This is a genomic window from Streptomyces sp. NPDC050145 (assembly GCF_044460245.1).
Lineage (GTDB): Bacteria > Actinomycetota > Actinomycetes > Streptomycetales > Streptomycetaceae > Streptomyces.
Genome location: NZ_JBITJS010000009.1, coordinates 192,208 through 210,390 on the forward strand (window position 1 = coordinate 192,208; position 18,183 = coordinate 210,390).

Consider the following 18,183-nt stretch of genomic DNA (forward strand, 5'->3'; position numbering starts at 1 on the left):
CCCCGTTCTCGTGAAAGGTCCTCTCCGCATGTCCAGTGATCTTCAGGGTTCCCGCGCGCTCGTGACCGGCGCGGGCCACGGCATCGGCCGGGCCGTCGCCGTCGCCCTCGCCGCGGCGGGCTGCGACGTGGCCGTGCACTACCGCAGCTCCGCCGAGGAGGCGGGGCACACCGTGTCCGCGATCGAGCAACTGGGGCGGCGCGCCAAGGCGTTCCAGGCCGACGTCACGGTCACGGCCGAGGTGGACCGGCTCGTCACGGAGGCGACGGGCTTCCTGGGCGGGCTCGACGTCCTCGTGTGCAACGCCGGGCATCTGATCGGCCGCACCCCGGTCGCCGAGATGAGCGACGCCCACTTCGACCAGGTGATCGACGCGAACCTGACGTCGACGTTCCGTACCTGCCGGGCCGCGCTGCCGCATCTGACCGCGGCGCCCGCCGGGCGCATCGTGACGATGTCCTCGCTGGCCGCGCACAACGGCGGCGGCCCCGGTTCGGTCGCGTACGCCGCCGCGAAGGCCGGCATCCGCGGTTTCACGAAGGCGCTCGCCAAGGAGGTCGCGGCGTCGGGTGTCACGGTCAACGCCGTGGCGCCGGGCTTCATCAAGGGCACGGCGTTCCACGACACGTTCACCGCGCCCGAGGCGCAGGAGGCGATGACGGCGGGCATCCCGGTGGGGCGGCCCGGCACCCCGGAGGACGTCGCCGCGTCCGTCGTGCATCTCGCCTCGCCCGCGTCGGGCTTCCTCACCGGGACGACCCTGGACATCGACGGTGGCGTATGGCCGCGGTGAACGGCGCGATCCCGCGCGAGCGGGGCGGCTGGTGGCACGCGTACGTGTGTCCCGCGCACGGTGTCGAGCTGGACCACGGCGACCCGCTGTCCGGTGTCTTCCCGGCCGGCGGCGCCCGGTGCGCCCGGGGCTGCCGGGTCGACACGCCGGAGGTGCGGGGCGCGTGGACGGTCCTGTCCCACCAGACGTGGGCGCGGCACATCCGGGTCCTGGCGCTGCGCGGAGAGGACACGGAGGCCCTCCGGCTGCTCCTCGCCTACGCCGAGGTGTACCGGGAGTTGGCGGGCGAATCGCACGAGGGCGCGCAGGCGTGGATGCTGCGTGGGCGGCTGTTCCATCAGGCGCTGACCGACGCGATCTGGGCGGTGACCGTCGGGCACACCGTGTGGACGCTCGCCGAGCACGGCACGCCCGGCACGGACGCCCTGCTGCCGCTCCTCGACGAACTGGAGCGGGCGGCCCTCGACGCCCGGCACGTACTGGTCGACCGCGGCGACCTCGCGTCGAACTACACGACGTGGCTGACCGCTGCGGGGATCGCGACCGGGCGGGCGGCGGCGCTCGTGCGCGGCACGCCGTGGGACGGCGCCGAGCAGTGGCTGGAGGGGCCGCACGGGCTGTACGCCCAACTGCGGGCCTGCGTGTCGGCGGACGGCTGGGAGTGGGAGGGCAGCACCTACTATCACGGGTTCGTGCTGCGGGCGGCACTGCTCGCGCTGCGCGGCGTCGCCCCGGCGGACGTGCCCGCGGACGTCGCGGCGCTGCTGACGGGCATGGTCGACGTGCTCGCCGCGCTGGCGACGGACGGCGGGGTGCTGCCGGCGCTCAACGACGGGCCGTACCTGCGGGTGCCGCTCGCGCTGGAGTGGCTCGAACTGTGCGCGCTGGCCGACGGGTTCGCGCCCGCGCCCCGGCTCGCGGCCGTGGCCGCGCGGGCCCGGCTCGAGGCCGGTGACGCGGACGACGGCCTGGACCGGCTGCTCGGCCGGGGCTCCTGGTTCGCGGGGCCCGCACTGCCCGCACGCCCGGTGCCCGCGCCGGTGACGGTGTTCGAGACGGCCGGGTACGCGGTCGTCCGGGCGGCGGGCGCGCACGCCGTGCTCGCGTTCGGGCCGCACGGCGGCTCGCACGGCCACCGCGACAAGCTGGCCCTGTCGCTGTACGGGCAGGAGGCGTGCTGGCAGCCGGATCCCGGTGAAGTGCCGTACGGGCACAAGGAGTTCCGCGACCACTACGCGTCGACGGCGGCGCATCCGGCGTTCGCGGTCGACGGCGCCGAGCAGGCAGAGTGCGCGGGCCGGCTGCTCGCGCGGGACGCCACGTCCGTCACCGCCGAGGTGACCGGAGCGTATCCGGGGGTACGGGCGGTGCGCCGTGTCGAGGCCGCGCCGACCCATCTCGTCGACGTGCTCACCCTCGACGTGACGGACGGTGGACCGCGCCGCCTGACCGGGCAGTTGCGCCCCGGTGTCGCGCTCGACGTGCAGACGCAGGCCGAGGGCCCGCTGCGCACGACCTGGTACGGCGGGGACGAGGTGCTGCACGGCTGGCACGTGGCGTCCCCGCCGGTGCGGCCGGTGACGCGGCCGGGCCCCGGTCCGGCCGACGACCCGCAGGTGACGCGTACCTGGGTCGACCTGACGGCGCGCGCGTCGCGGCTCGTGCTGGTGTCCGTGTACCAGGCGGCTGCGCAGGGCCCCGCGGTGACGGGTGTGCGTCTGGCCGGGGGCGAGGTCGTGGTGGAGCTGGCGGACGGGACGCGCACCGGGCACGGGACGGGGGCCTGACATGCTGCTGTCCGCGACACCGCCCGCGGGGCCGCGCCCGGAGCAGGAGCGGCGGCTGCTCGACGAGGCCGCGCGCCACCGGGCGCTGACCCCGCCGGCCCGGCACCCGCGCGCGAGCATCACCTGGCTGGGCCCGGCCGCCGCGCACCCCGCGCTCGCGTACCGGATCACCGGCGCCCCGGCGCATCTCGCGGAGGCGGAACGCTGGATCGGTGCGGCGGTGCGGCTGCCGCACTGGGGGCGCGCCCATCTGCCCGACCATGACCTGGACGCGGGCTGGCTGCTGCACGGCCTGGCGCTCGCGGGGCACTGGCTGGGCGAGGCCCTCTCCCCCGACCTCACGGACCTGCTGCGGCACAAGCTGCTCGTGCAGGGCCGGCGCATGTACGAGTTCGCGGTGGAGACGGAGGGCCGCTGGTGGTCGTCCTCGTACTGGCAGAACCACAACTGGATCTGCCACGCGGGGCTCGCCACGGCCGGCTACGTGCTGGGCCGCGAACAGTGGACGGAGCGGGCGAAGGACAATCTGGGCCGGGTGCTCGACGCGCTGCCGGCGGACGGCTCTCACGCCGAGGGCGTCGTGTACTGGCGGTACGGGGTGCCGTGGCTGGCCGCCCACCTGGATCTGCTCGAGGAGCGCGAGGGGCTCGACTGGTGGGGCCGGGGCGGCTTCATGGAGCACACCTTCGGCTTCCGGCTGCACCAGTCGGCGCCCGGGTTCGCGGAGCAGGCCGGGCACGGAGACTGCCACGACCGGCGCAGCGGGCACAGCGTGGCCCTGTACCGGAAGCTGGCGGCACGCTTCGGGATCGGCGAGGCACAGTGGCTGGCCGATCTCGTGGACCATGAACTGCGCGACGACGAGACCGAGTTGAGCGGTGTGCGGCCGGGGATCCGGGCGGAGGCGTATCTCGAGTACCTGTGGCACGACCCTGCGGTGGCGTCGGTCGCGCCCGAGCGCACCCACGCGTACTTCCCCGATCTGGGGCTGCTGACCGCGCGCACGGGCTGGGACGGCGCGGCGACGTTCGTGTCGTTCAAGGCCTCGCCCGGGGGCGGTCACCAGGCGTGGGAGGCCAGTGCGCGGCACCGGACCGAGCACGGTTGGGAGACGCTGAACTGTGGTCACCACCACCCGGATTCAGGGTCGTTCGTGCTGGCTTCGCGAGGCGCGTTCCTCGCGGTGGACGAGGGCTACAGCAACCGCAAGCGGGCCGCCCACCACAATCTGCTGCTGGTCGACGGGCGGGGCTTCGCGGGCGAGGACCGGTACCACGTGTACGAGGGGCTGCCGTACGCGCGGCAGGCCCGGATGCGGGACGCGCTGGCGGAGGGCGGCTGGTTGCACGGCACGGCCGAGCTCGCGGCGATGTATCCGGACGGGCTCGGGGTACTGCGGCTGGACCGCACGCTGGTCTGCACGCCGTCGGGCCGGCTCGTCCTGCTGGACGAGGGGCTCGCGGACGCCCCGCGCACCTGGACGTTCCTGCTCCAGACGGACGCGCCGACGGTCGCCTCGCCCGGCGACGGCCGGGACCGGCTGATCGAGGCCGGTGACGCGCGAGCACTGGTGCGCCGCCTCGCACCCGCCGCCGTACGGACCGCTTCGGAACAGGCCCGGATCGAGGCCAACCCGACCGCCAGCACACCGGAGTTGAGCATCACCCGCGTCCAGCACACCCTGCGCCTGACCACGCCGGCCCTGCACCGGGCCCGGTTCCTGACCACGATCGAGCCCGGGGGCGGTCCCGGCACGGCCCGAGCGGTGCCGGGGGGCGTCGCGTTCGACACGCCCGACGGCCCGGAGACGGTGCTGCTGTCCCCCGAGGAGCACGGTCGGATCGAGGCGGGCGGCTGGGCGGCCGACGCGGCGGCGCTGCTGCTCGCGCCCGGCCGGGAGCCGTACGTGGTCGCGGCCCGTCGGCTCACCCGCGACGGGCGCGCCGTGCGGGAGTGGGACGAGCCGTACACGGGCCCGGTGCCCGCCCCGGACCGGGTGGTGTCGCGATGACGATGACCGCGTCCTTCGGCGCGCGCGGCCGGGGCCGGCTGCTCGGCCTGCTCGACCGGATCGCCCAACCGGCCGCCGCGGGCGCCGCGTTCACCGTGCTCGCGCTCGGCGTCGTCACCTGGCTGCCCGCCCTCGCGGCGCTCGCCCACACGCTCCAGCGGTGGCGCACGGACGGGGACAGCCGCGGCTTCACCGGCGTGTTCACCGCGTTCCCCCGCTACTGGCAGGCCCTGTGGCGGCACGGCCTCCTCGCGAGCGCGGCGGTCGGCGTGCTCGCCGCGAACTCCCTTTTCCTGAGCGGCCGTTCGAGCCCGTACGCGTTCGTGCTGCTCGCCGCGCAGGCCGGTCTCGCGGCCGCCCTGGGCGTGCACTGCACCGCGCTCGCCGCGCACGCCGGGCTCGACCCCTCGGGGGCCGCCGCGGACTGGCACCGGCGCGGGCTCGCCCTGGCCTTCGGCTCCCCCGCCCGCGGCACCGCGCTGCTCGGCGCGGCCGTGTCCGCGCTCGTCCTGACCCTGCCCGTGCCGCTCGGTCCGCTGCTGTTCGGCCCGAGCGTGCCCGTTCTGCTCGCCCTGCACCTCGCCGCACCACGATCGGAGAGGACCACCTGATGTCCCGACGGACCCTGTTCACCCTCGCACTCGGCGCCTGCGCCGCGCTCGCGCTGCCCGCCGCACCGGCCTCGGCCGCTTCCGCGTACTACGTCAGCCCGACCGGCAGCGACAGCAACACCGGCACGTCCTCGGGCGCGCCGCTCGCCACGATCCAGCGGGCGCTCGACCTGGCGCCCGAGGGGGCGACCGTGCACCTGGCGTCCGGCGCCTACCGCCAGGACGTCGTGACCCGCCGCGAGAACGTCACCCTGACCGGCCCGGCGAGCGCCGTCGTCAAGGGCGCTGGCGGGACCCGGATCGTGCAGGTCCAGCACGACGGGACGGTGCTCGACGGGTTCACCGTGGACGGCCTGTTCGGCTCGTCGTCCGACGTGTCGGGGTACCGCTCGAAGCTCGTCTACGTGATGAGCACGACGCCCGGCAACGGCGTCAACGCCCTGCGGATCACGGGCATGACGCTGAAGAACGCGGCCGACGAATGTCTGCGCCTGCGCTATCTGGTCACCGGCGCCGACGTGTCCGGGAACACGATCAGCGACTGCGGCGTCGCCGACTTCCGCTTCGGCGGGGGCGGCAAGAACGGCGAGGGCCTCTACCTCGGCACCGCGCCCGAGCAGCAGGGCGACAACGGGGCGCCCGACGCGGCCCCCGACGTCAGCAAGAACAACCGGATCCACCACAACACGATCGTCACGCGGGGCAACGAGTGCGTGGACGTGAAGGAGAACTCCACCAACAACTACGTGGAGTACAACGACTGTTCGCAGCAGCGCGACCCCAGTTCGGCCGGTCTCGACGCGCGCGGCAGCGGCAACATCTTCCGGTACAACACCGTGCACGACAACACGGGAGCGGGCGTCCGGCTCGGCGGCGACACCGCGACCGACGGCATCGACACCCAGGTGTACGGCAACACGATCACCGGCAACGCGGGCGGCGGCGTCAAGGTCATGCGCACGCCGCAGGGCCCGGTGTGCAGCAACACGATGAGCGGGAACACGGGCGGGAACGCGGTGGGCACGTACGGCGCCGACTACACGCCTGACGTGCCCTGCTCCGCCGTCACCGGGGCCAAGGCCTCCGGGGCCGAGGTCTCCGGGGCCGCGTCATGAGCGCCACCCGCCGCAGCGTCCTGGCCGGCACCGGGGCCGTGCTCGCGGCGACCTCGCTGCCCGGCCCGTTCCTGACCCCCTCCCACGCCGCCGGCACAGCCACCGCGGCGGACGCGTCCGTGGACCTGCTCACCCGCTGGCACACCCTGCTCACGGGCGGCCCGGGGCTCGACACGGCCGAGCCGCGGATCGCCGCCGCGATCGCGCGCATCGACCGGGCCGCCGTCTCGGCCCTCAAGGGCCTCGACCCGGGCCGCGCCGACGGCCTCTGGCCCGACCTGACCAGCACGTCCGTGTCGAACCACGTCACCACGTCGTTCAAGCGGCTCGCCACCGCCGCCACCGCGTGGGCCGTGCCCGGGACCACCCAGTACGGGGACCCGGCCCTGGCCGAGCTGCTGTGCCGGGGCGTCGACTGGATGCTGGAGCACCGCTACGGGCCCGGGCACGAGCGGTTCGACAACGACTGGGACTGGGAGATCGGCTGCGGCCTCGCGCTCGACGACACGGCCGTGCTGCTGCACGAGGCGCTGGGTGCGGACCGGCTGACCCGCGTCACCGACGCCGTACGGTACTACACGCCGGACCCGAACCTGTGGCGCGCCGACCGGCAGATCGCGACCGGCGCCAACCGCGTGTGGATCTGCACGGTCGTCGCCGTGAACGCGGTGCTGCGCGGCGACGGCACCGATCTCGCCCGGGTCCGTGACGCGCTGTCCGACGTGGCGGGCGGCGGCGCGAACAGCGTGCTCGCCTATCAGGACTCGGGGTCCGGCACGGGCGAGGGCTTCTACTCCGACGGCTCCTTCCTCCAGCACTACAAGCACCCGTACAACGGCGGCTACGGCAAGGAACTGCTCGGCAATCTGTCCCGGCTGCTGCATCTGCTCGACGGCACCGACTGGGAGGTCACCGACCCCGAGGTGGCCAATGTGCGGCAGTGGGTGACGGACGGCTTCGACCCGTTGATCGCGCGCGGGGACGTGCAGGCCGGAGTGTGCGGGCGGGAGATCGCCCGGTCCAGCAAACAGGGGCACGTGGCGGCGCAGACGGTGATCGAGGCCGTCCTACGGCTGCTGCCGGGGCTGCCGGCCGCGGAGGCCGACCGGTTCGGGGCGCTGGTCAAGCAGTGGATCACCGAGGACACGTTCCGGGACTTCCTCGGCGTCACGGACCTGGCCTCGCTCGTCGCCGCGCAGCGCCTGCTCGCCTCCGAGGTGAAACCGCGCGGCCCCCTCGTGACACACCGCCAGTTCCCGCGCATGGACAAGGCGATGCACCACCGCCCCGGCTTCACCCTCGGCCTGTCCGTGTACTCCAGCCGGATCTACAACTACGAGTCGATCCAGAACGAGAACCTGCACGGCTGGCATCTGTCCGACGGCATGGTCCTGCTGTACGACGAGGACCTCGGCCACTACAGCGAGGACCACTGGCCGACCGTGGACCCGCTGCGCCTGTCCGGCACCACCGTCGTCGCCGAGCGCCCCGCCGACGCGGCCGGGCAGCGCACGACGAGCACCGCCGACTGGGCGGGCGGCGCCGCTCTGCCCGGGACGACGCTCGGCGCGTACGGCATGGAGCTGCGGGCGTACGGCAGTTCGCTGCGCGCGTTGAAGAGCTGGTTCTGCCTGGACGACGTGATCGCGCATGTCGGCTCCGGCATCACGGCGGACGCGGGCCGCGTGGAGACGATCGTCGAGAACCGTAAACTCCGCGATGTGACGGCCGAGTTGAGCGTGGACGGCGAGCGCGCCCCGTCGGACGCCGGCTGGTCACACGCGTACGAGGAGGCGACCAGCCTCCACCTCACGGGCACCGGCGGCTACGTCTTCCCGCGCCCGACCGCGATCCGCGCCCTGCGCGAGCAGCGGACAGCGACCTGGCGGGAGATCAACATCAAGTACGGCACGGACACACCCGTAACCCGGCCGTACCTGACGCTGTGGCTGGACCACGGGACGGCCCCGTCCGGCGCCGGCTACTGCTGGCTGCAACTGCCGGGCGCCTCCGCCGAGCGCACCCGGCGCACCGCGCTCGCCCCGCCCGTGCGGACGGTCGCCGCGACGGAGGCGGTGCACGCGGTACGGCGCGGGGCGGACGGCCTGCTCGCCGCGAACTTCTGGGCGGCGGGCCGGGCGGAGGAGCTGTCCGCGGACGGGCCCGCGTCGGTGCTGGTCCGCCCGCACGACGGGCAGGTCGACGTGGCGGTGAGCGATCCGACGCAGCTGCGCGAGCGGGTCGTCCTGGACCTCGCCCTGCGCGGGTACACCGTGGCGCGGGCCGAGCCGGGCGTGAGCGTCGCCCGGACCTCCACCGGCACCCGGATCTCCGTCGACACCGCGGGCCGGCACGGCGCGACGGTGTCCCTGACCCTGACAAGGAGCTGACCTTGCTGTTCGACATGCCGCTCGACCGGCTGCGGGAGTACCGTCCCGAGCCGGAGGAGCCCGCCGACTTCGACGCGTTCTGGCGCAAGACCCTGGACGACGCCGCGCGGCACCCGCTGGACGCCCGCTTCGTCGCGCACGACGCGGGGCTCGCGACGGTGGACGTGTACGACGTGACGTTCAACGGGTGGGGCGGGCAGCCGGTGAAGGCGTGGCTGCTGCTGCCGCGCGGGCGCACCGGGCCGCTGCCCGCGGTCGTGCAGTACATCGGCTACAACGGCGGCCGGGGCATCCCGTACTCCTGGCTGGCCTGGAGCGCGCTCGGGTACGCGCACCTGGTGATGGACAACCGGGGGCAGGGCGGCGGCGGCAAGAACACCGCGGACACGCCGGACGTGGCGCCGGAGGGGCACGGTTCGTCCTCGCCCGGCTTCCTGACCCGGGGTATCGAGGATCCGCACCGGCACTATTACCGGCGGCTGATCACCGACGCGGTGCGGGCCGTCGACGCCGTCCGGGCCCACGAGGCGGTGGACGCGGGTCGGGTGGCGGTGCTCGGCGGCAGCCAGGGCGGCGGGCTCGCGCTCGCGGTGTCGGGGCTGCGCGACGACGTGGCGGCGACGATCGCCGACGTGCCGTTCCTGTGCCACTACCGGCGGGCCTCGCAGATCACCGACAACGGCCCGTACGCGGAGATCGCCCGCTTCCTGTCCGGTCACCGCTTCGGGGTGGAGGCCGCGATGGAGACCCTGTCCTACTTCGACGGGGTCAACTTCGCGGCGCGGGCGACGAGTCCGGGCTGGTTCTCGGTCGGCCTGATGGACAAGATCTGCCCCTCGTCGACGGTGTTCGCCGCGTACCACCGCTACGCGGGTCCGGCGTCCATCGAGGTGTTCCCGTACAACGGGCACGAGGGCGGCGCCGAGTACGACCTGCCGCGCAAGATCGGGGCGCTGCGGGGCGTGTTCGGCGACTGAGGCGACCGAGGCGTCGGGGCCGGGGCCCGCCGGTCAGCCGCGCGGGCGCAAGCCCTCCACCCGCCGGTACAGCTCGGCCGCCTCCGCCGTGCGGCCGAGCTGTTCCAGGCAGTGGGCCTCGTCGGTGCGGCTGGTGAGGGTGTCGGGGTGGGTCGCGCCGAGGACGCGTTCGCGGGCGGCGGCGACGGTGCGGTACGCGCCGAGCGCGTCGCGCCAGCGGCCGAGCCAACCCAGGCCGACGGCGACCTCCCGGTGGCTGATCAGGGTGTCGAGGTGCTCGGGGCCGAGGACCCGCTCGCGCAGCGCGCACACGTCGCGGGCCTCGGCGAGGGCTTCCTCCCAGCGGGCGAGGCGGCCGAGGTTGACGCCGAGGCCGTGCCGGGCGCGCAGCGTCTCGGGGTCCTCGGGCCCGCTGACCCGGGTGCGGTCGTCGACGAGGTCCCGGTAGAGGGTGAGCGCCTCGGCGCTGCGGCCGAGCCGGCCGAGGCCGACGCCCACCTCGTAGCGGGCGGCGAGCGTGTCGGGGTGGTCGGGGCCCAGGGCCCGGGCGCGTGCGTCGGCCACGTCCCGGTAGGTGCGCAGCGCCTCGCTCCAGCGGCCCAGCCAGCCGAGGGCGTAGCCGACTTCGCAGCGGGTCACGAGGGTGTCGGGGTGGTCGGCGCCGAGCACCCGGGCGCGGGCGGCGGCGACCTCGCTCGCCATCCGGTACGACTCCTCCAGGCGGCCGAGCCGGTTGAGGTTGAAGGCGAGGTTGTGGCGGCAGCGCAGGGTGTCGGGGTGGTCGGCGCCCATTGTGCGCTCGCGGGCGGCGAGGACCGCGGTGTACATCTGGTGGGCCTCGAAGTGCCGTCCCAATTGGTCGAGCACGTAGGCGACTTCCTGGCGGGCGCCGAGCGCGTCGGGGTGGTCGGCGCCGAGCACCCGCTCCCGGCCCTCGACGACACGCCGGTACGCGCGCAGGGCGTCGGTGGCGCGGCCGGTGCGACTGAGGGTGAGGGCGAGCTCGTAGTGGCTGGCGAGGGTGTCGGGGTGGTCGGGGCCGAGGGCGTGTTCGCGCGCCGCGGCGACCGCGCGGTGCGTCTCGCCGGCCTCGGTCCAGCGTCCCTGCCGGCCGAGAGCGAGTCCCGCGTCGTGCCGCGCGGCGAGCAACTCCACTTCGGGCGTGGGGCGTTCGGCCGCACCTACCGGTTTGGGGGCTTTGTCGATCCTCCGTGAGATCCACTCGGCGGCGAGCCCTCCGGCCGGGTCCGGCGGTGTCGCCCGCGGGCCCGATCCGCCGACGGCCTTGTGGCCGGTGGTCATGCCGCGGGTCCAGGACGGCAGCCTGGGCTCGCCCGAGGGCGCGGGCAGGCGGGCCTCCGGGACGGTCCGGGACAGCGCGGGGACCGCCGTGCCGGTCGGGCCCGCGGCGATGCGCGCGGCCAGTTCGGCGGCGTCGTGGGGCCGGTCGTCGGGGTCCTTGGCGAGCAGGTCCCGGATGATCCGGTCCAGGTGGCGGGGCAGGTCGGGGCGCAGGCTGCGGGGCGGCTCGGGCACGGTGTCGCGGTGTCCGACGAGCACGGCCCAGGCGTCGGCGAGGTCGAAGGGCGGGGCGCCGGTCGCGAGCTCGTACAGGACACAGCCGAGGGAGTAGAGGTCGCTGCGCCGGTCGACGTGGACGCCGCCGATCTGCTCGGGCGACATGTAGTGCGGGGTGCCCATGGCGATGCCGGTGCCGGTGAGGCGGGAGGTGAACCCGATGTCGTGGCCGAGCCGGGCGATGCCGAAGTCGCAGATCTTCGCGGTGCCGTCGGCGAGCCGCACGATGTTCGCGGGCTTGAGGTCGCGGTGCACGATGCCCTGTGCGTGGGTGTAGGCGAGGGCGGCGGCGACCTGTCCGGCGATGTCGACGATGTCGTCGACGGGCAGAGGCCGCTGCCGGTTGTCCTTCAGGAGCCGGCTGAGGTCGCGCCCCTCCAGGAGCTCCATCACCAGATACAGGACGCCTTCGTCCTCGCCGAAGTCGTGGACGACGGTGATGCCTCGGTGCTGGAGCCCGGCCGCGACCCGGGCCTCGCGGCGGAAGCGCTCGCGCAGCACCCGCGTGAAGTCCTGGTCGCGCTGCGGTCCGACGGGCTTGAGGCACTTGACGGCGACGTAGCGGCCGAGCGACTCGTCGCGGGCGCGCCACACCTCGCCCATGCCGCCGCGGCCGATCAGGTCGAGCAGCCGGTACCGCCCGTGGATCAGTCCGGTGTCCCGCGTCTCCCCCGACTCCCGCATGTTCCGCTGTCGCCCCCGTCAGCTCGCTGCGCCCTCCCCCGGCCCGTCCAGTATGGCCACCCTTCCGCCGGATTTGTACGGTGCCGGGCGGGTCTCGGGACCAAGTCGCGCCACGGCCCGCAGGACGTGCTTCGGGGGCAGTTGCCAGCGCAGCCGCGCGGGGACGAGGCGCAGGGCGGTGCCGGTGCGGCGCAGGCGGCGGGTGACGACGGCCGGGGCGGGTGCGGCCCTGCCGTACAGGGTGTGGGCGTACGGCGGCAGGGCGTCGTAGGCGAGGTTCGCGACGCGGCGCCACAGGAGGGCGCGGGCGGGGACCAGGAGCGGGTGGGTGGGCGGCCGGCGCAGGAAGTCGTCGACGACCCGGGCCTCGGGTCCGGCGGCGAGCTCGGGCCGCACGCTCTCGAAGTAGGCCGCGAGTTCGCGCTGCGAGCCGGGTACGCGGTCCGGGTCGAGGCCGACGAGCCGGGCGCTGGTGCGGTGCTCGGCGATGTAGCGGTCGGCCTGGGCGTCGGTGAGCCGGAATCCGGAGCGGCGTGCGACGTGGAGGTAGGAGTCGATCTCGGCGCAGTGCACCCAGAGCAGCAGCGCGGGTTCGTCGACGCCGTAGCGCTCGCCGGTGTCCGGGTCGGTGGCGCCGAGCCGGCTGTGGATCTTCCGGACCCGGGCCCCGGCCCGCTCGGCGGCCTCGGTGGTGCCGTACGTGGTCGTGCCGACGAAGCTCGCCGTGCGCATCAGCCGGCCCCAGGCGTCGCGCCGGAAGTCGGAGTTCTGCAGCACGCCGCGGACCGCGCGGGGGTGCAGGGCCTGGAGGTACAGGGCCCGCACCCCCGCGATCCACATCATGGGGTCGGCGTGCATCTGCCAGGTCACGGACTCGGGCCCGAACAGACCCGGATCCGGCACTTGCTCAAGGGAGCCCATGGGGCCAGTGTGCGAAGAATCCGACCAGGACACCAGGGCCGAACGGGACACCGGGGCCGGGCGGGATCACTTCCAGACGGCAAACGCCTCGTCGTCGCTGCTGCGGAGCAGGCCGCCCTTGACCCACTCGACCTTCTCGGGCGTCGCGTCGGAGCCCGCCTCCGAGAGGTAGACCGAGCACCCCTCGTAGCTCTCGCCCGCCGGGGCCTTCTCGAACTTCGCGGAGTCGTGCTCGTCGAGGCACTTGTCGAACTTCGGCGCGTCCTCGTAGCTGAGCTGTCCGTCGTCGCCCACGACCGGCTCGGGGAAGGCGGCCATGATGTCCAGCCGCGTCAGCAGGTCCCCGTCCGCGGTGACGTCGAAGGAGGGCCCGTCCACGTCGCCGGACTCGGCCTTGGTCACCTTGTAGTGGACGTAGTAGGGCGTGCGGCCCTGGTACTCGGAGGCGTCCTTGAGCACTGAGAGGTCCCCGTTGGAACCGGTCTCCACCCGGAGGACGCTGACCTCCAGGTTGTCCTTCGTCGCCTGGTCCCCGTAGGACAGCTCCTCGGTGTCGGAGCATCCGGTGAGGGCCAGCGCGGCGGCGACGGCTCCGAGGACGGCGAGTGATGCGGTGCGGCTGTTCAAGTTTCCCCCTGGGTGGTGATCATGCTCCGCGGGTCGACCCGCGGAGCATGTCTACCGCACGCCACTGACACAACGTCCAACAACTCCGCAACCGGAGACGGGGATCACAGGACGCTCACAGGAACACCGCCTCAACTCGCCCCGGCCCGGGGCGAGTCACCACCCTTGCCTCGCCGTGCCTCAGCGTCGTACGCGCGGCATCCCGAGGCCGATCCAGGAGATGATCTCGCGCTGGATCTCGTTGTTGCCGCCGCCGAAGGTGAAGATCACGGCGGAGCGGTAGCCGCGCTCCAGTTCGCCGTGGAGGACCGCGCCCGTGCTGCCTTCCTTCAGCGCGCCCGCCGCGGCGACGACCTCCATGAGCCAGGCGTACGCGTCGCGGCGGGCCTCGGAGCCGTAGACCTTGACGGCGGAGGCGTCCTGCGGGGTGAGGGTGCCCTGCTGGACGGCGTTCACCATCTGCCAGTTGAGGAGCTTCATCGCGTCGAGCTTGGTGTGGGTCTGCGCGAGGCGTTTCCTGACCCAGCCGAGGTCGATGACGCGCCGCCCGTCGGCGAGTTTGGTCTCCATGGCCCAGCGCTGGACGTCGTGCAGGGCGCGGATGGCCATGGTGCCGTGGGCGGCGAGGGTGACCCGCTCGTGGTTGAGCTGGTTCGTGATGAGCCGCCAGCCCTTGTTCTCGTCGCCGACCCGGCGGGTGACGGGGACGCGGACGTTCTCGTAGTAGCTCGCCGTGGTGTCGTGGGAGGCGAGGGTGTTGATGACGGTGCAGGAGTAGCCGGGGTCCGAGGTCGGGACGAGGAGCATCGTGATGCCCTTGTGGGGCGGCGCGTCGGGGTCGGTGCGCACGGCGAGCCAGACCCAGTCGGCGGTGTCGCCGTTCGTGGTCCAGATCTTCTGGCCGTCGACGACGTAGTCGTCGCCGTCGCGGACGGCGCGGGTCTTCAGCGCGGCGAGGTCGGTGCCGGCGTCGGGCTCGCTGTAGCCGATGGCGAAGTCGATCTCCCCCGCGAGGATCTTCGGCAGGAAGAAGTCCTTCTGCTCGTCCGTGCCGAACTGCATGATCGTGGGGCCCACGGTGTTGAGCGCCATCAGCGGCAGCGGGACGCCGGCCTGGGCGGCCTCGTCGAAGAAGATGAACTGTTCCATGGGTGTGAGCCCGCGCCCGCCGTACTCCTCGGGCCAGCCGACCCCGAGCCAGCCGTCCGCCCCGAGCCGGCGCACCGTCTCGCGGTAGAACCGCTTCTGCGCGGCGGGGTCCTCGTAGCGCGCGTACGCGTGCTCGGGGACCAGTTGGGCGAAGTAGGCGCGCAGCTCGGTGCGCAACTGCTGCTGCTCAGGCGTGTATTCGAGGTGCACGGCCCCTCCTGGCGGTCGACCGGGCTGCCTCGGCCCGGACTTCAGGCGCGGATGCGACGGCGCACACAGTAGAACGCGTTCCAGAAATAGGGAATGCCGTGGACTGACTGGATGTCAGATCATGCGACCCCCGAGCCTGTCCGGCTCAGGCGAGGGCTGTCACCACCGGTACCAGCGGGACCTCGACCCGCTCGCGGTCGTGCCACGGACGAGGAAGCCGAGCAGCCAGACGGCGAGCACGGCGAGGGCGACCCACCAGAGCAGCTTCACGGCGAAGCCTGCACCGAAGAGGATCAGGGCGAGCAACAGGACCAGCAGAACAGCGATCACGGTCAGTACCTCCTTGAACGCTCCGGGTTCCCCCGGCTCCGCGTCCTACACGGCGTCGGTGCGGATCCGGGGCGGTCGACCGCGGGCGGGCCGTGGCGACCCTCACACCCGGCACGGTCCCACCCGGCCCCCATTTCGTTGTACAGTACAACCACAAGCAAAGGTTGTATTTGCCAACTCATGGAGGTCCCGCCCATGTCCGCCGCGCGCAATCCGGCGCTGCGCCACGTCCTGACGCATCTGCTCACCCCCCTTCTGATGTGTGTCGGCATGGGCCTGGCCTACCTCGGCGCCTTCGCCTCGCCCGAGCCGCACCACCTTCCGGTCGCGGTGGTCGGCGCCGGGCCCGAGGCGAAGGTGTTCGCACAGACCGTGAAGGACAAGGCGGGCGACGCCCTCGACGTCCGTACGGTCGACAGCCGGGCGGCCGCGGTCGACCAGCTGATGACCCGGGACATCGACGGCGCGTACGTGGTCGGCGACTCCCCCGAGCTGATCGTCGCCTCGGCCGGGTCGGACACCACCGTGTCCGTCGTCGAGAAGATCTTCACGCCGGTCGCGGCCCAGCAGGGCGACCCCCTGAAGGTGACCGACGTGGCGCCGCCGGTGTCCGACGACCCGACGGGCCAGGGCCTGTTCTTCCTTCTCGTGGCGGTCAGCATCGGCTCGTACGCCTCGGTCGCCGTGATCGGCGGCGCGGGCGCCGTGCTGCGGATGCGGACCCGCGCGCTGCTCGTCGTCGGCGCCTCCGGCGTGGTCAGCCTGATCGGCGCCGCGTTCGCCGGGCCCGTCTTCCACCTGGCGCACGCCCACCTGTGGGGCCTGTGGGGCATGACGTGGCTGTACTCGGCGGGCATCCTGCTGATCGGCGTCGGTCTGCACACGTTCCTGAAGCGGTGGACGACGCTCGGCGTGATGGTCCTGTTCGTGATGCTGAACTTCACCAGCTCCGGCGGGATCTTCCGGCCCGAGCTCCAGAACGGCTTCTTCGGCAGCCTGCACGCGTTCTGGAACGGCGCCGGGTTCGTCGAGGGAGCCCGCAGCCTCCTCTACTTCGGCAGCCACGACCTGGGCCGGAACGTGTGGACGCTGGCCGCCTGGCTGCTCGTCGGCGCGGTCGTCCTCGGGATCGCCGCCCTGCACGAGCACCGGCAGGAGCGGAGCCTGGCCGCCGCGGGACACGGCGCCCACGCCGCGCCCGCCCACGCCGCGCCCAGCCATGCCGCCCCCGGTCACGCCGCCCCTGTCCGTGCCGAGCGCGTCGAGGACGCGGAGGACAGCGAGGAGGAGATGGAGGAGGCCGTCGGCGTCTGACCGGCCCCGCCCCGGAACGCACCGGTGCCCCGCGCTCGTCTCGAGGACGAGCCCGGGGCACCGGTGCGTCGTGCGCGGGTCAGGCTCCGCGCGGGATGTGCTTGGCACGGTTGCGGATCATGAACGCCTCCACGATCTCGACGACACCCATGGCCACCAGCCAGCAGCCGCCGACCAGCGTCAGGACCGCCACCGACTCGAACGGCGAGACGATCAGCACGATGCCGGCCATGGCGCTGACCACGCCGAGGAACGCCTGCCAGCCGCGGGCCGGCATCGCCGGGTCCGAGGCCGCCGCGACGGTCTGCGTGATCCCGCGGAACAGCCAGCCGATGCCGATCCACAGGGCGAGCAGCAGGATCGACTGCATCGCGCCGCGGAAGCAGAACAGGCCGAGGAGGACCGAGACAGCGCCGCTGATGAACGCCATGACGCGCAGCCCGGTCGTCACGTGCGTGCCGAACGCCGTGACCAGCTGGAAGACGCCGCTGACGACGAGGTAGACGCCGAACAGGACGCCGGCCGCCCACAGCGAGGCGCCGGGCCACACGAGGACGAGCACGCCCAGGATCAGCGCGGCGACACCTGCGAGGAGAACCGCCTGCCAGGCCATGTGGGCCAGCCGGCCGAGCGGACCCTCGGGGGGTGCCCCGGGCGCCTCCTTCTCGCCGGCGGCCCGGTGCGAGCCCTGCGGTTCGTAAGGTGTTTGGGTCATGTCCGAACTCTCCGTGCGGGCCACGCCGGGCGGCGACCGGTGATGAGCCGAACGGGTGACACACAGGAGGCGGCCGAACGACACTCGACGGAGTACGCAAAAGGCAAGAAAAGGCCACAATGGGTCCCATGTCTTCACAGCGCTCATCCGGCCGCCGGTCCGGCGGTTTCCCCGTGCGCCGGGTCTACGACCCGCCCACCGCCGACGACGGGAAGCGGCTGCTCGTCGACCGCCTGTGGCCGCGGGGCGTCTCGAAGGAGCACGCCGGCATCGACGAGTGGCTCAAGGACATCGCCCCGTCGAAGGAGCTGCGCACCTGGTACCACGCCGACAAGGACGACCGGTACGCCGGGTTCGAGGAGCGCTACCGGGCCGAGCTCGACGCGCCGGAGCGCGCCGAGCTGGTCGACCACGTGCGTGAGCTGGCTCGCGGCGGTCCGGTCACCCTCGTCACGTCGGTGAAGGACGTCGAGCACAGCCATGTGCCGGTGCTGGTGCGCCGGCTCGAGGAGCGGGACTGAGCCTCGCCCCGCGGGTCAGGCGGCGAGGCAGACCGTGCCGCGCCCCGTCGCCGCACCGCCCGCGCCCCGCGCCACGACGGCGGTGACGGAGCTGACCGAGGTGACGGACGTGACGGACACCGGGCGGCGGGTGCGGGCGGCCCGGGTGAGCTCTCCCTGGGCCAGCGCCAGGACGTCGACGAGTCCGAGCCCGAGCGCTCCGGCGACGGCGGCGAGCATCTCGGAGGACGCCTCCTTGCGGCCGCGCTCCATCTCCGAGAGGTAGGGCATGGAGATTCCGGCGGTGTCGGCGACGTCCTGGAGGGTCCGGCCCTGGGCCCGGCGCCTGCGCCGCAGCACGTCCCCGACGATGTGCCGCCACAGCGGCTCCTGCTCCGGTGCGGACCGGTGCGTGCGCGGGCCCCGGCTGCTCTCGTGGATGCTCATCGGGCCAGCGTAGGCGGCGTACGG

16 protein-coding genes are annotated in these 18,183 nt (G+C 73.6%); 9 read left to right on the top strand and 7 right to left on the bottom strand.

The genetic code is table 11. The features are described from left to right. Positions 1-28 precede the first annotated feature (28 nt). Genes ACIBTU_RS19740 through ACIBTU_RS19770 form a run of 7 tightly spaced genes read left to right on the top strand, consistent with a single transcriptional unit; the run spans position 29 to position 9,684 of the window. A complete protein-coding gene (locus ACIBTU_RS19740; protein ID WP_399127554.1) occupies positions 29-793 on the top strand; it encodes an SDR family NAD(P)-dependent oxidoreductase in 765 nt (254 codons plus the stop codon). Beyond that, entirely contained in the window at positions 781-2,580 is a 1,800-nt protein-coding gene (locus tag ACIBTU_RS19745; RefSeq protein WP_399127555.1) for a heparinase II/III family protein, read from the top strand. The genes ACIBTU_RS19740 and ACIBTU_RS19745 overlap by 13 nt, the downstream gene beginning before the upstream one ends. A 1-nt stretch (position 2,581) precedes the next feature. Further along, positions 2,582-4,591: a hypothetical protein gene (locus ACIBTU_RS19750; RefSeq protein WP_399127556.1), complete on the top strand. Its 2,010-nt coding sequence runs from the start codon at positions 2,582-2,584 to the stop codon at positions 4,589-4,591. After that, positions 4,588-5,202, top strand: coding sequence for a DUF624 domain-containing protein (locus ACIBTU_RS19755; protein WP_399127557.1), 615 nt, complete (start codon positions 4,588-4,590; stop codon positions 5,200-5,202). The genes ACIBTU_RS19750 and ACIBTU_RS19755 overlap by 4 nt, the downstream gene beginning before the upstream one ends. Next, on the top strand, positions 5,202-6,317 hold the full coding sequence (locus ACIBTU_RS19760) for a DUF1565 domain-containing protein (protein ID WP_399127558.1): 1,116 nt from the start codon (positions 5,202-5,204) through the stop codon (positions 6,315-6,317). The genes ACIBTU_RS19755 and ACIBTU_RS19760 overlap by 1 nt, the downstream gene beginning before the upstream one ends. Beyond that, positions 6,314-8,707, top strand: a complete 2,394-nt coding sequence (locus tag ACIBTU_RS19765) for a polysaccharide lyase 8 family protein (RefSeq protein ID WP_399127559.1) — start codon at positions 6,314-6,316, stop codon at positions 8,705-8,707. Before ACIBTU_RS19760 ends, ACIBTU_RS19765 begins: the two co-directional genes overlap by 4 nt. A 2-nt stretch (positions 8,708-8,709) precedes the next feature. Next, positions 8,710-9,684 carry an acetylxylan esterase gene (locus ACIBTU_RS19770; RefSeq protein WP_399127560.1) on the top strand — a complete coding sequence of 325 codons (975 nt, stop codon included), beginning with the start codon at positions 8,710-8,712 and terminating at the stop codon, positions 9,682-9,684. Between the two features lie 33 nt (positions 9,685-9,717). Here the strand turns inward: ACIBTU_RS19770 and ACIBTU_RS19775 are convergent, their stop codons facing one another. From ACIBTU_RS19775 to ACIBTU_RS19795, 5 genes are all read right to left on the bottom strand, one after another. Beyond that, positions 9,718-11,946, bottom strand: a complete 2,229-nt coding sequence (locus ACIBTU_RS19775) for a tetratricopeptide repeat protein (protein ID WP_399127561.1) — start codon at positions 11,944-11,946, stop codon at positions 9,718-9,720. 18 nt (positions 11,947-11,964) lie between these two features. Beyond that, positions 11,965-12,867: an oxygenase MpaB family protein gene (locus ACIBTU_RS19780; RefSeq protein ID WP_399127562.1), complete on the bottom strand. Its 903-nt coding sequence runs from the start codon at positions 12,865-12,867 to the stop codon at positions 11,965-11,967. Positions 12,868-12,933: 66 nt separating this feature from the next. Beyond that, complete coding sequence (locus tag ACIBTU_RS19785) at positions 12,934-13,494, bottom strand: hypothetical protein (RefSeq protein ID WP_399127563.1); 561 nt, start codon at positions 13,492-13,494, stop codon at positions 12,934-12,936. A gap of 180 nt (positions 13,495-13,674) precedes the next feature. Further along, positions 13,675-14,853, bottom strand: coding sequence for an acyl-CoA dehydrogenase family protein (locus ACIBTU_RS19790; protein WP_399127564.1), 1,179 nt, complete (start codon positions 14,851-14,853; stop codon positions 13,675-13,677). Positions 14,854-15,012: 159 nt separating this feature from the next. After that, positions 15,013-15,183 (bottom strand): hydrophobic protein, encoded by a 171-nt coding sequence (locus ACIBTU_RS19795; protein ID WP_399127565.1) that lies wholly within the window; start codon positions 15,181-15,183, stop codon positions 15,013-15,015. A 180-nt stretch (positions 15,184-15,363) separates the two neighbouring features. Between ACIBTU_RS19795 and ACIBTU_RS19800 the strand changes: the two genes are divergently transcribed. Further along, positions 15,364-16,497 (top strand): hypothetical protein, encoded by a 1,134-nt coding sequence (locus tag ACIBTU_RS19800; RefSeq protein ID WP_399127566.1) that lies wholly within the window; start codon positions 15,364-15,366, stop codon positions 16,495-16,497. 79 nt (positions 16,498-16,576) lie between these two features. Here the strand turns inward: ACIBTU_RS19800 and ACIBTU_RS19805 are convergent, their stop codons facing one another. Beyond that, entirely contained in the window at positions 16,577-17,212 is a 636-nt protein-coding gene (locus tag ACIBTU_RS19805) for an HdeD family acid-resistance protein (RefSeq protein ID WP_399127567.1), read from the bottom strand. A gap of 128 nt (positions 17,213-17,340) precedes the next feature. Here ACIBTU_RS19805 and ACIBTU_RS19810 point away from each other — a divergent pair, with 128 nt between their 5' ends. Continuing rightward, the gene (locus ACIBTU_RS19810) at positions 17,341-17,733 is read left to right on the top strand and encodes a DUF488 domain-containing protein (protein WP_399127568.1); all 393 of its coding nucleotides are present in this window, start codon (positions 17,341-17,343) and stop codon (positions 17,731-17,733) included. 15 nt (positions 17,734-17,748) lie between these two features. Here ACIBTU_RS19810 and ACIBTU_RS19815 read toward each other — a convergent pair whose 3' ends face one another. Then, positions 17,749-18,159, bottom strand: a complete 411-nt coding sequence (locus tag ACIBTU_RS19815) for a helix-turn-helix domain-containing protein (protein ID WP_399127569.1) — start codon at positions 18,157-18,159, stop codon at positions 17,749-17,751. Positions 18,160-18,183: the final 24 nt, after the last annotated feature.

Bases quoted from the DNA above. Each gene is read 5' to 3' on its own strand.
- ACIBTU_RS19740 (WP_399127554.1), top strand. From the start codon at position 29: ATGTCCAGTGATCTTCAGGGTTCCCGCGCGCTCGTGACCGGCGCGGGC.
- ACIBTU_RS19745 (WP_399127555.1), top strand. From the start codon at position 781: ATGGCCGCGGTGAACGGCGCGATCCCGCGCGAGCGGGGCGGCTGGTGG.
- ACIBTU_RS19750 (WP_399127556.1), top strand. From the start codon at position 2,582: ATGCTGCTGTCCGCGACACCGCCCGCGGGGCCGCGCCCGGAGCAGGAG.
- ACIBTU_RS19755 (WP_399127557.1), top strand. From the start codon at position 4,588: ATGACGATGACCGCGTCCTTCGGCGCGCGCGGCCGGGGCCGGCTGCTC.
- ACIBTU_RS19760 (WP_399127558.1), top strand. From the start codon at position 5,202: ATGTCCCGACGGACCCTGTTCACCCTCGCACTCGGCGCCTGCGCCGCG.
- ACIBTU_RS19765 (WP_399127559.1), top strand. From the start codon at position 6,314: ATGAGCGCCACCCGCCGCAGCGTCCTGGCCGGCACCGGGGCCGTGCTC.
- ACIBTU_RS19775 (WP_399127561.1), bottom strand. From the start codon at position 11,946: ATGCGGGAGTCGGGGGAGACGCGGGACACCGGACTGATCCACGGGCGG.
- ACIBTU_RS19780 (WP_399127562.1), bottom strand. From the start codon at position 12,867: ATGGGCTCCCTTGAGCAAGTGCCGGATCCGGGTCTGTTCGGGCCCGAG.
- ACIBTU_RS19800 (WP_399127566.1), top strand. From the start codon at position 15,364: ATGGAGGTCCCGCCCATGTCCGCCGCGCGCAATCCGGCGCTGCGCCAC.
- ACIBTU_RS19805 (WP_399127567.1), bottom strand. From the start codon at position 17,212: ATGACCCAAACACCTTACGAACCGCAGGGCTCGCACCGGGCCGCCGGC.
- ACIBTU_RS19810 (WP_399127568.1), top strand. From the start codon at position 17,341: ATGTCTTCACAGCGCTCATCCGGCCGCCGGTCCGGCGGTTTCCCCGTG.
- ACIBTU_RS19815 (WP_399127569.1), bottom strand. From the start codon at position 18,159: ATGAGCATCCACGAGAGCAGCCGGGGCCCGCGCACGCACCGGTCCGCA.